Origin of the sequence: Pontibacillus halophilus JSM 076056 = DSM 19796 (genome assembly GCF_000425205.1) — a bacterium.
In the GTDB taxonomy this organism is placed as follows: domain Bacteria; phylum Bacillota; class Bacilli; order Bacillales; family BH030062; genus Pontibacillus_A; species Pontibacillus_A halophilus.
Genome location: NZ_AULI01000005.1, coordinates 236,019 through 248,358, shown reverse-complemented (window position 1 = coordinate 248,358; position 12,340 = coordinate 236,019). Strand labels below are relative to the sequence as shown.

Annotated in this window: 8 protein-coding genes; 2 read left to right on the top strand and 6 right to left on the bottom strand. The window is 43.5% G+C overall.

Going from position 1 to position 12,340, the window contains the following annotated elements; genetic code table 11:
• Window positions 1-5: 5 nt before the first annotated feature.
• On the bottom strand, window positions 6-947 hold the full coding sequence (gene miaA / locus H513_RS0105625; protein WP_026799862.1) for a tRNA (adenosine(37)-N6)-dimethylallyltransferase MiaA: 942 nt from the start codon (window positions 945-947) through the stop codon (window positions 6-8).
• A gap of 143 nt (window positions 948-1,090) precedes the next feature.
• Between miaA and H513_RS0105620 the strand changes: the two genes are divergently transcribed.
• Complete coding sequence (locus H513_RS0105620; RefSeq protein ID WP_026799861.1) at window positions 1,091-2,074, top strand: S8 family peptidase; 984 nt, start codon at window positions 1,091-1,093, stop codon at window positions 2,072-2,074.
• Between the two features lie 178 nt (window positions 2,075-2,252).
• The gene (ppc, locus tag H513_RS0105615; protein ID WP_026799860.1) at window positions 2,253-5,015 is read left to right on the top strand and encodes a phosphoenolpyruvate carboxylase; all 2,763 of its coding nucleotides are present in this window, start codon (window positions 2,253-2,255) and stop codon (window positions 5,013-5,015) included.
• Window positions 5,016-5,088: 73 nt separating this feature from the next.
• On the opposite strand, the gene H513_RS0105610 is transcribed toward ppc, so the two are convergent.
• From H513_RS0105610 to mutS, 5 genes are all read right to left on the bottom strand, one after another.
• A complete protein-coding gene (locus H513_RS0105610; protein WP_156111431.1) occupies window positions 5,089-6,426 on the bottom strand; it encodes a hypothetical protein in 1,338 nt (445 codons plus the stop codon).
• A gap of 215 nt (window positions 6,427-6,641) precedes the next feature.
• Window positions 6,642-7,427: an AAC(3) family N-acetyltransferase gene (locus H513_RS0105605; RefSeq protein WP_051239699.1), complete on the bottom strand. Its 786-nt coding sequence runs from the start codon at window positions 7,425-7,427 to the stop codon at window positions 6,642-6,644.
• Window positions 7,428-7,504: 77 nt separating this feature from the next.
• On the bottom strand, window positions 7,505-7,708 hold the full coding sequence (locus H513_RS0105600) for a hypothetical protein (RefSeq protein ID WP_026799857.1): 204 nt from the start codon (window positions 7,706-7,708) through the stop codon (window positions 7,505-7,507).
• A 39-nt stretch (window positions 7,709-7,747) separates the two neighbouring features.
• Entirely contained in the window at window positions 7,748-9,643 is a 1,896-nt protein-coding gene (gene mutL, locus H513_RS0105595; protein WP_026799856.1) for a DNA mismatch repair endonuclease MutL, read from the bottom strand.
• Between the two features lie 15 nt (window positions 9,644-9,658).
• Complete coding sequence (mutS, locus tag H513_RS0105590) at window positions 9,659-12,280, bottom strand: DNA mismatch repair protein MutS (protein WP_026799855.1); 2,622 nt, start codon at window positions 12,278-12,280, stop codon at window positions 9,659-9,661.
• Window positions 12,281-12,340: the final 60 nt, after the last annotated feature.

Here is a 12,340-nt window from a genome sequence, read left to right as displayed (position 1 = left end):
TACTCTTATTCGTCTCCACCCTCAATGATTCCTTCTAAGTCTTGCAATATTGTTGAAAAAGTTTGTTCTGGAGAGGCTTCATCCATCTCATACCAACGCACATCAAGCTTATTACGAAACCATGTCAGTTGTCGCTTTGCAAAGCGACGTGTATTACGCTTAAGTAATGAAACCGCCTCATCTAGTGTAGATTCGCCCTGAAAGTATGGGACGAATTCCTTATACCCGATAGCCTGCATACTCTGTGCATTCTCATATCCTAGATTGATAAGCTCTCTCACCTCATCTAAGAGCCCCTCTTCCATCATCGCATCTACACGACGATTGATTCGATCATACAGTTGCTCTCGTTCCATGTACAGTCCAATCAATATGGGTTCATATGGTGATTCTCGCTCTGTTTCCTGCTCGGCGTACTCTGTCATCGTTAGTCCGGTTTTATCATACACCTCTAAGGCACGTATGACACGTCGCGTATTGTTCTTATGTACCTTAGCAGCGTAATCAGGGTCGATTCGTTCAAGGCGAGCATAATGGATATCGATGCCGTCTCGTTCGATGGCCGCCTCCAAAGCTTCTTGATAAAGATGGTCGCGCTTCTCTTCTGCGAAATCATAGTCATATAAGACGGATTGAATATAAAGACCCGTCCCGCCTGCGATAATTGGAATTCGCCCTTCTTTATGGATGTTCTCGATATGCTTCACAACTTCTCGTTTAAATTCTGCAACTGAAAACGTCTCATCCGGCTCTTTAATATCAATCATATGGTGTCGGATTCCTTGCATTTCTTCTTCTGTCACTTTCGCCGTCCCAACGTCCATCCCTTTGTAGATTTGCATAGAATCTCCGCTGATGACTTCACCATACCGCTTCGCAATCTCCACGCTGCATTTTGTCTTGCCTACAGCAGTCGGACCGACTACAGCAATGACTTTCTTCTTCATACGATCACTCTCTCGTTGCTACTTCGTTCCTTACTATAGTAGTAAGAAATATCTTCTAGGTCAATTCTCTAAAAATTCCTTCACCTTTTCTCCTCTCTTGAATGTACTATAGAGACTTTCACCAAGAAAGGAGAGGAGCTGACATGGCCTCTTTTCGCTTAATCCCCCATGATGTAATCGAATTGTCTTCTTCCCGTGAGAAAACACCCTATGGAATCGAAATGATTCAAGCCGCTCCACTTTGGGACGAAGGATATTCAGGAAAAGGCGTAACTATCGCTGTCATTGATTCAGGTTGTGATAGTCATCATCCTGAATTAAAGAATCGTATTGTAGGTGGATACAACTTCTCAGGTGGTCGCCCCTCAGACTACCGTGATGACAACGGACATGGTACGCACGTTGCCGGCACGATTGCAGCATCTAGAGATCAACGTGGGTTAACTGGAGTCGCGCCGAACTGTAATCTTCTTATTCTGAAAGCGTTTGATAAAGATGGTGCGGGAAGTTACAATCAGATCATTCAAGCGCTTGAATACGCCATTAAATGGCGAGGGCCACGAAATGAACGGGTACGCATCGCTTCTTTATCGTTCGGTGGACGACAGAATTATAAAAAGCTTCATAAGAGCATCAAAAAGGCGGTTGCGTCGAACATCCTTGTAGTCTGTGCTGCTGGAAATAACGGGGATGGGGATGGTTCAACGAATGAATACTTATATCCAGGCTATTATGACGAAGTCGTTCAAGTTGGAGCCATCGATAAACGTCAGAGACTCGCCTCCTTCTCGAATACAAACGATGAAGTGGACCTCGTAGCTCCAGGAGTAGACATTGAATCCACTTATTTAAATGGAGGCTACGCTACCTTATCTGGTACATCAATGGCTACACCACATGCAGCCGGAGCAGCAGCCTTACTTCTTGAAAAAGGCCGCCATGAGTTCAATCGTGAACTAACAGAACCTGAGTTGTATGCGCAATTAATAAAGCATACACGCTCAATTGGGTATTCACCCGTTATTGAAGGAAATGGCTTGTTAGATTTGTCTGCCACTACTCACTTAACTACGAAATCAAATGAACCAGACGAAGAATGGGAATCCTTCTTCATAGACGAGGAATAGTAAAGAAAGCGCTCCTTCTTCGTTGCAGAATGGAAGGAGCTCTATTATATCAACATTAGATAAATAATTAATAATTCATCTTATTTTGTCATCTTTTCTACCTGTTTTTCAGAAGCTGTGATACCATTAGTTCAAAGATTAAGACAATTCTCTAATAAACAACAAGGAAGGTGAACGCATGTCTACACAAATCGAATCAGTCAATGACTCAACATCACTATTACGACGAGACGTAAATGCACTCGGGCATCTGCTTGGTGAGATTCTCGTTCATCATGGCGGGCAAGAATTATTGGACCAGGTGGAATCGATTCGAACATTAACGAAGCAACTACGCGAGCAACATTCTGAAGAAGTGTACACACAACTTAAAGAAGAAATCGCTGCCTTGAAACCACCGATGCGCCAACAGGTTATACGCGCATTCTCTATATATTTCCACCTAGTGAACATCGCTGAACAAAACCATCGAATACGAAGAAGAAAGGAATATCAACTACGTGAGGATTTCGGATTGCAGCCATTCTCTCTTCAAAGCGCAGTTCAATCCTTGAAAGAAAATGACTTCTCTGATGAACATATCCAAACCGTGTTAAATCGTTTATCCTTAGAACTGATCATAACAGCTCACCCTACTGAGGCTACGAAGCGTTCGGTGCTAGAAATTCAAAAGCGTATTGCTGAGCTTCTTCAACAATTGGACAGCCCTTACGTAACGCGCTCAGAACGAGAACAGCTAGAAGAGAGTCTCTTCAATGAAGTGACCGTTCTTTGGCAAACCGACGAATTAAGAAAACGAAAGCCGACCGTAATGGATGAGGTACGGAATGGGTTATATTACTTTGATGAAACCCTCTTTGATGTGCTCCCAGATATACATAAGGAGCTAGAGGATTCACTTACTGAAGCCTACCCAAATACGGAGTGGACCGTTCCGAATTTCTTACGTTTCGGATCTTGGATTGGTGGCGACCGAGATGGGAATCCAAACGTAACTCCTGAGATTACGTGGGAAACTCTACGCAGCCAACGAAAGCTTGTCATTGAGAAGTACACAAGCATCGTCAATGAACTAATGAAACGCTTCAGCCATTCGACGAACCGAATTACAGTTACAGACGAACTATTACAGTCTATCGAACAAGGTGAAGCAACCCTTCCAGAAGGTACCGCTTGGAAAGTCGAAGAAGAAGTGTATCGCAGGAAGTTCGCGATTATTCGAGAGCGTCTTCATAAGGTTGGGGAGTCGAACGTTGGGTATGAACACGCGGATGAACTGCTTCATGATTTAAAGATCATTCAAGAAAGCGTACGCCTCCACCAACCAAATGGTCGAGAGCTGAAACTCTTGCACAAGTTTGTGCGACAAGTGCAGTTATTCGGTTTCCATTTAGCAACACTTGATATTCGTAATCATAGCGGTGAACACGAATTGGCTCTTACTGAAATCCTTCAGAAGTCGAAAGTATGCAGTCAGTATGATCAGTTGAATGAAGAAGAAAAAGTGTCATTGCTCACGTCAATTCTTGAAGACCCAAGACCCGTTTCTTTATTTGATGAACACTACTCTGACGAAACTAGAAAGATGATGAATGTGTTCAAGACAATCCGAAATGCACACAAAGTGTTCGGGAAGCGTTCTATTGAAGTGTACCTCATAAGCATGACCGAAGCTGCGAGTGATGTGTTAGAAGTTCTCGTTCTTGCTAAAGAAGCAGGCATCTTCCGTCTTCATGAAGACGGTACGGTGGAAAGCGATTTAGACGTAGCTCCACTACTCGAGACCGTAGATGATTTGATTGCAGGGCCTTCCATTCTTCAAACGTTGTTCACAAGAGACGTCTATCGTAAACAATTGGAACAGCGAAACAAGCAACAGGAAATCATGTTAGGCTACTCTGACGGAAGTAAAGACGGGGGCACATTAACTGCTAACTGGAAGCTTTACAAAGCACAGCAGGAAATTAATGTTATGGCTAAAGGCTATGGAATTGGGCTTAAGTTCTTCCACGGCCGAGGGGGATCACTTGGACGTGGCGGAGGTCCTCTGAATCGAAGTTTACTCTCCCAACCTGTTGAAACGCTAGGTGATGGAGTGAAAATCACGGAACAAGGCGAAGTGCTCTCTTCTCGTTATTTACTGAAAGATATTGCCTACCGCAGTCTAGAACAAGCAGCCTCAACGTTACTTGAAGGGGCAGCGAACATCTCCAAAGAATCAGAGCAAGCCCACCATAGAGAACAATCTTGGGAAGAAGCCATGGAAGAAATTGCGAAAGTTTCGTTAGAGAAATATCAATCACTTGTCTTTGGTAACAAGGACTTTCTCACCTACTTCAATGAGGCCACGCCTTTAAATGAGCTAAGCGGACTAAACATTGGCTCGCGTCCGATGAAGCGTAAAAATAACGCTAAATTTGAAAACTTAAGAGCCATTCCTTGGGTATTCGCATGGACCCAAAACCGTCATCTTCTGCCCGCTTGGTATGCAGCAGGTTCAGGTCTTGAGGCATATGCGAACCAAAGTGAAGAGCATTTAAAACGCCTGCAGAACATGTATAACAATTGGCCATTCTTCAGGTCTACTATAGACAACCTACAAATGGCTCTCATGAAAGCGGATATGCAGACAGCAAGAGAATATGTCAATCTCTTAGAAGACCAATCCTTAGGTGAACGAATCTTCAACAATATTGAGGAAGAATACAAACGCACAGAACGAGTTCTGTTAGCGATCTCCTTGGACGAATCACTTCTTGACCAACAAAAGACGATTCAAGAATCCGTACGGAGACGTAATCCTTACGTTGACCCACTAAACTTCTTACAAGTGGTGTTAATCGATGAACTTCGTAATGTCGACGAGCCAACAACTGAACTCACAACGGAAGTGTTGCTTACAATTAGCGGGATTGCAGCAGGCCTAAGAAACACAGGTTGATGCTCCCTTCTAAAGAACAACCCCAATCTCCTAGTAGAGACTGGGGTTGTTCTTCATTTTATTAAGCTTCTGGCTATTGTTTATTCTTCCATTCTGTGTAATCGTGAATGGTAATTCCCTTAAGCCCTGCTGCTTCGGCTTCTACAAAGTAACGACGGACTTTCGCAGTTTCCAATTCAGTTTCTGTTAGACTCTTTCCACTAAAGGATACGTAGTCTACTTTATAAGGTTTAAGCTCAATCCCAATCTCCACTTTCTCACGTCCTCCGTATGCTACTTCTCCGTCTGCAATACTCGTAATACTATTTGAACCTAGTGCCGTATCTCGATAAGCCATAATCGAAACATAATCATTTAAATCAATAAAGTCTTTATAAAGTTCTGGGTCGTACTGACTGACTTCCTTATTATCTAACCAGAAAGGAAGCGCACTCCCAACCACAAATCCTCGCTCTCTTGCATAAGGCACATAGCTCTCAGCCGCTTGACGCCATTCTTTGATTGCTTCCTTCTTATTTACATCCCATTGGTCTAGTGAATACGGTTCGACGTCAAAGTGAATTCCTACAAATTGTGCCTTTTCACTCACTTTGCTGTTATAAGTAGCGACAAGGTTCACTCGTTTATGAGCATCATCACTTCGTTCACTCGTCCCCCATAAAGGGCTCCCCATTAGCGCATGCACAGTTATTTCCTGTTCGTTTGCTAATGTGATAAATGTTTCATAGTCTTCTGTTGAAACGTGCGGGTCAAATCTTAGGTAGAGGTGGGTAACATGTTGTTCTGCAAGAAATACGATCGTTTCTTGTGCTTCCTCCGTAACCGGTTCTGATTTCCACATCCACACATTCTTTTCTGTATCGTATTCGTGGATGGCTTGCTGCATCGCTTCCACATAGCGGGGATAATCGTCTTTAGTATTGTCGTTCGTGAGTTGTTGTAGTTGAGCTTCATTTGGTGTAACGGAAATGCCGTTCGTTGTCGTTGGAGGGGTCTCTTGACTTGGTGCAGATACTTCTAGTTTCACTGTAAATCCTTGGAGTTTCAAGTGTTTACTCATTAGCGTCTTCATCTTGTCGTTCTCACCAGTAATGACAGTGGCAGGGGTTGTGGGCTTCGTGGCTGTGGATAGCGTTTCGGGTTCAATCATGGCTGTTGTTCGGTCAGTAACGCCCGTTTCGTTGTGGTCACGGTTCATCACATTTTTCTCTGGGAGCTCGTTGTATAAACTCTCTTCTATATCGCGATACTGATCTGGTACTACGATTGAGACAATGGCCTCATCTTCAGGAGTAGAACCACACAAACTAATACAAGAAGAAGACTCCTCATGTATCGTTAAGATTTCCTCTCCTTCAATGACGTTATATGCGACTACACCTAACACAGACAGAATACCTATAACTTTCATACTCCATTTGATTATATTCACTTTCATTTCTCCTATTTGTATGTATTTATACTACTTTATCCACCTCTTATTATCGGACTTTTGTATGAAAGGTTTATAGATTAACCTCGTTTTTTAGGATTTATTAACCACATAAACTTTGAAATTGCCAGGAAAACGGAATCACTTTAAGACAAATAAAAGGGGACCCCTTGTGACAGGAGTCCCCTTATTGCTTAGGATTCTAGTTCAATTAACCTCTTTATAGTCATCTCATCTTTCTCACGCAACCAACTTTGGCAGAAATCAACTGCATCTCTTGCACCAAAGAGCTTAGTTGTGGCTGAGCCTACCATCCCTGTTCGAACTTGGTGATGCTCTTCAAAGTCTTGTCCAATTTGTACGAACAACTCGTCCTTATACTCGATATCTGCATAGCGTTTCCACACACGCTGACCTCTTACTTCAATCGGCGCGCTTCTGACAATTTGTTGCTGGTGAGGAGCATGATGTTCACCTAAATGAAACGATGTATTGTTATCATAGCCTACACCTAGTAATAGGACTTGCCCATCATATTCATACAATCGCCCGAGTGGAGAATCTTCCCCTAACCCGTATGACAATGAATGGTCCATTGTTATGTCCTCGGAAAGCTTACCCCATGCTGCAAATGAAACGAACGGGTGATTGCTTCTCACAACGCCTGGAAACGTCCGAAACGTTTCTGCTATCTTCCCCATATAGAATGTTGGAGTGTAGCTTGGATGAAAGGCTGGCATTTCTTCTCGGATTGTAGCCCACCAAGATTCAGGAACAGGCGGATTTGCCCACTCGGATGGATCTGAGAGCTCAGCTGTATGAGTCGGCATGACGATTGTTCCCGTCTCTTCTACTACATCCATTAGTGCCTGAACAACTGCCACCGCACCACCTACAACCCATCCTAGGGACGACAAGGAAGAATGGACGATTACAGTCGAGCCTTCCTTCAAACCGAGCTTCCGGAACTCCTGCTTCATCGTGCTCCTCGTCCTTGGTTTTGAAGTCTGTTGGATTATCTCAGACACTGTACCCTCTCCTTTAATATGAAGCCCTATTAGTGTTCTACATCAAGCGTCTTCTCTACTAAACTTCTTAGTTCATCAGAAACGCTTTCTTCTTCAACAATCCCGTCTCTACTTGTTTTCACACGTTCAAGGTCCCTTATAATGGAGTCGCTCAAGTCACTTTCTTTCAACTCGCCTGTACTAAGAAGATACTTAATTGCATAGACACGTTCATGAAGGGTTTCTCGTTTCATCCTACTCCCACCTTTTATGTATCGTCATGTAGCGATTTGCTACATGACTCGTTTAAACATTTTCTCCATTTCATACTCTGAGAAATGAACGATAATTGGTCGTCCATGTGGACACGTAAATGGATCCTCTGAATCTCGCAGGTCATTTAACAATCGCGCCATATCATGGTGATTTAAATAGTGATTCGCCTTAATCGAGCGTTTGCAGGACATTAGAATCGCCGCATCTTCTCGTAAATTGGTCACATTTACTTTCTGGTCTTGTAAGACCTGGTCAATCATTTCTTGAATAACTTCTTCCTCGAATCCTTTCGGGAACCACTGAGGGTGGTTTCTTACAATATACGTCTTATCCCCAAATGGCTCTAAGAACAAGCCAACCGCTTCTAACTCATCCTTATGCTCCTCAATCAATAACGCTTCTTGCTTCGATAAATCAAAGGTTATTGGAATGAGAAGTTCTTGTACTTCATTCGCAGTTGCTCCAAGCTTGTCTCTGAAAAATTCATACTTGATGCGTTCCTGCGCTGCGTGCTGATCAATGATGTAAAGTCCCTCTTCATTCTGAGCTAGGATGTACGTTCCGTGCAATTGTCCAATTGGATACATCGTCGGTACACGGTGTACAACAGAGGATGTAACATTCCCTTCTGCCGTTGAAGGCGGGTGATCCTCTACATCTTGATGAGCATACACCTGCTTTGATTCCGCCGCTTGAGAAGGGGTCGGCGATGGTTCAACCGAAAGCAAATGAGAAAGAGCTTCCTCTCGTTCTCGTTCTTGTGCATCCTGGATGATCGCGTCCTGTTCACTCCAGTCTCTTTGCTTAACAGAATCCCGTGGTACCCTTTCGCTTTGAGGTTCACTCTTTAACGAGAAGCTTTCTTGTACACTTACTTCTTTCTCCTTCGGCTTCGCCTTGTTCGGCTGTTCGTATTGTGGAATTAGCGTCTCTTGTTTAAACGCGCGTTTCACTGCTTCTACAATGGCTTCATGAAGTTCTTTATCTTTACTAAACCGTACTTCCAATTTAGCAGGGTGGACGTTCACATCTACAAGCATCGGGTCCATATCGATTTCAAGGATGACTAAAGGATGACGGCCAATTGGCAGTAAAGTATGATAGCCTTCAAGAACAGCTCGGTTGACCATCATATTTCGGATATAGCGCCCATTGATAATCGTTGAAATGTAGTTTCTAGAAGCTCTTGTGATTTCAGGTTTCGCAATATACCCGGAAATGGTAAAGTCGAGTGTTTCGTTATGAATCGGGATCATCTTCTTGGCGGTATTCATTCCGTATATTTGAGCGATAACTTGAAGTAAATCTCCCCGTCCACTTGTTTGGAATAGCTGCTTTCCATTATGCCAGCACTCAAATCGAACGGAAGGATAGGATAACGCCATTCGATTCAATACATCTGTGACATGACCGAGTTCCGTATGAATCGTCTTCATATACTTAAGACGAGCTGGTGTATTGAAGAACAAATCATCAATCGTGATTTCAGTACCTTGGCGCGCGTCACTTTTATCCTTTTGCTTTAGTACGCCACCTTCAAGCTGAAGCAGCGTGCCTGCTTCTTCTCCTGTTGAAGTTTTAAGCGTAAGTCGACTGACGGCCGCGATACTTGCAAGTGCTTCCCCGCGGAAGCCAAGCGTCCGCACACGGAACAAATCGCCCTCATCGTTAATCTTACTAGTGGCATGGCGTAGAAAGGCCCTCTCAGCATCTTCTTCGTCCATCCCTCTACCGTTATCCATAATTTTAATCTTCTGAAGGCCTGCTTCTTCAAGTTCAACTTTCACCCACGTACTTCCAGCATCAATGCTATTTTCCGTTAGCTCTTTCACAACAGAGGAAGGGCGTTCCACCACTTCCCCTGCTGCAATTTTATTGGCGAGCGTATCTGGCATTTGATGAATGAGTGCCATCATACCCCTCCTCTCTTACGATTTTAACTGCTTCTGAAGTCGGTAAAGCTCATTCATCGCTTCAATCGGGTTTAGTTCAAGCAAATCTAAGTCACGTAGCTCTGAGAGCACGCCGTGTTCTTCTTGATTCTGTGCAGGTTGCCCTGCTTCTAGTTTCTGTTCGTTTTCTTGGTCTTTAGCTAGGAAGAAGGATAACTGTGCGTCATCCTTTTCAGGAACAGATGGTGACATCGCCTCTCTTTGTAAAGTAGGAGCGTCCTTTCCTTGTTCAAACTGTTGAAGAAGCTCTTCCGCCCTGGCCAATAAGGAATCTGGCAACTGGGCTAGTTTTGCAACGTGAATCCCGTAGCTTTCATCTGCTGCACCGTCTTTTATTTGGTGCAAGAATACAACTTTCCCTTCGTATTCCTCAGCGCGAACATGGACATTTCGTAACTGCTGTAGCGATTGCTCTAACGCTGTTAACTCATGGTAATGTGTTGAGAATAGCGTTTTAGCATGAATGTGTTCATGAATGTACTCAACAATAGACTGAGCAAGCGCCATACCATCGTAGGTGCTCGTCCCACGGCCAATTTCATCTAATAGAATTAAACTACGCTCTGTCGCTTTCGTTAACGCGTGGTTCGCTTCTAGCATTTCCACCATAAACGTACTTTGACCAGATACAAGGTCGTCTGCTGCACCAATACGTGTAAACACTTGGTCGAAGATTGGAAGTTCTGCCGATTCAGCCGGTACGAAACATCCAATCTGGGCCATAATGGCAGTCAATGCAACTTGACGCATGTACGTACTCTTACCTGACATGTTCGGGCCTGTGATTAGAAAGACATCCGTTCCTTCCTGCATCTTAATATCATTTGGCACAAAGTGGTCGTCCTTCATGACCTTCTCTACTACAGGATGTCGGCCACCAATTACGTTTATAGAACGGTCTGGTGTGATGGAAGGACGTGTATACTGATTCTCTTCACTTACTGTCGCAAAACCTTGGAGAACATCTAGCGTACTCATTTGTTCGGCTAGTTGCTGTAGGGGACGAATGTATTCTTTCACTTTGTCCCGGACTCCGATAAACAAATCATACTCAAGGTCTACGCTTTTCTCTTGAGCTTCTAATATGAGCGTTTCTTTTTCCTTTAATTCTGGTGTAATATACCGCTCCGCATTTGTTAGCGTCTGTTTTCTTTCATATCTACCCTCTGGAAGAAGGTGAAGATTTGCCTTTGTAACTTCGATATAATAACCAAACACTCGGTTATAGCCAATCTTCAAGGATTTGATGCCAGTTTCAGCACGCTCACGCTGTTCTAGTTCAGCAATCCACTGCTTCCCATTTCGGGCTGCATCTCGGTATTCATCAAGTTGAGGATGAAACCCATCTTTAATCAAATCGCCTTCTTTAACAGAGATTGGAGGCTCATCCTTTATACTCTCATCAAGCATTTCATATACTTCTTGGAGAGGTTCTATATGGCTACCTAACCCTTTCAACTCTTCAGAATGAAAGGTTGATAGAATTTGCTTTATTTCTGGAACCTTAGCTAGAGATTGCTTCAGCTGAATGAGGTCTCGGGCATTCACATTTCCATAAGCCACACGTCCAGCCAAACGCTCAAGGTCATAGACGGATTTCAATGCTTCACGAATCATTTCTCGTTCGAAGAATTGATTTAAAAAGCCCTCCACTTGATTATAGCGGGACTGTATATCATCTGGGTTCAACAAAGGACGTTCGAGCCATTTTTTAAGATGACGCGCTCCCATAGCCGTTACAGTGTGGTCTAACACCCATAACAAGCTCCCCTTCTTCCCACCTTTACGGAAAGTTTCCATTAATTCAAGGTTTCTCTTTGAGTACAAATCAAGCTTCATATAGTTCATAAGTTCGATGTACTGAACAGGCTTCAAATGATCCATAGACCGCTTCTGGGTACGTTGCAAATAATGGAACAATCGGAAGAATCCTCGTTTCAGCCCATCCTGCTTCAGCCCTTCTGTTAAATGGGCATACCCCTCAAGCAATTCTTCTTGGTCTTCATAGGATAACGTAACAGAAAGTCGGTCTGTCAGCTGCGTCTCTTTCTCTTCACCTAATGATGATGGGATGACAATCTCTTTAACAGGACGGTTAAATAATTCACTCACTACACTGTCAAAGCCATCTCGTATATGAGCCACACTGCTCTCACCAGTTGTTAAATCGTTATAAGCAATAATAAACTGCTGCTCGTCTAGCGGAGTAATGGCGGCAAGAAAGTTATTCTCCCCTTCATCAAGCATGGTGCCTTCCATAACCGTACCTGGGGTAATCAGTTGCACAACTTCTCGCTTTACAACCCCTTTCGCTACACGCGGGTCTTCCACCTGCTCACAAATAGCCACTTTGTATCCACGCTCTACCAGCGTTTTGATGTAGTTCTTTGAGGAATGGAATGGAACTCCGCACATTGGAATTCGCCCATTCTCACCTCCATCGCGACTCGTGAGTGTAATTTCAAGTTCTTGGGCCGCTTTTGTTGCATCTTCATGAAACATTTCATAAAAGTCTCCTAGACGGAAGAAGAGAAAAGCGTCCTTATATTGGGATTTAATTTTTAAATATTGCTGCATCATGGGTGTTTGTTTAGCCATATCGATCCTCCAAAACGTTCAAAAATGTCTACCCAACATTATAACACACACATTCCTTCC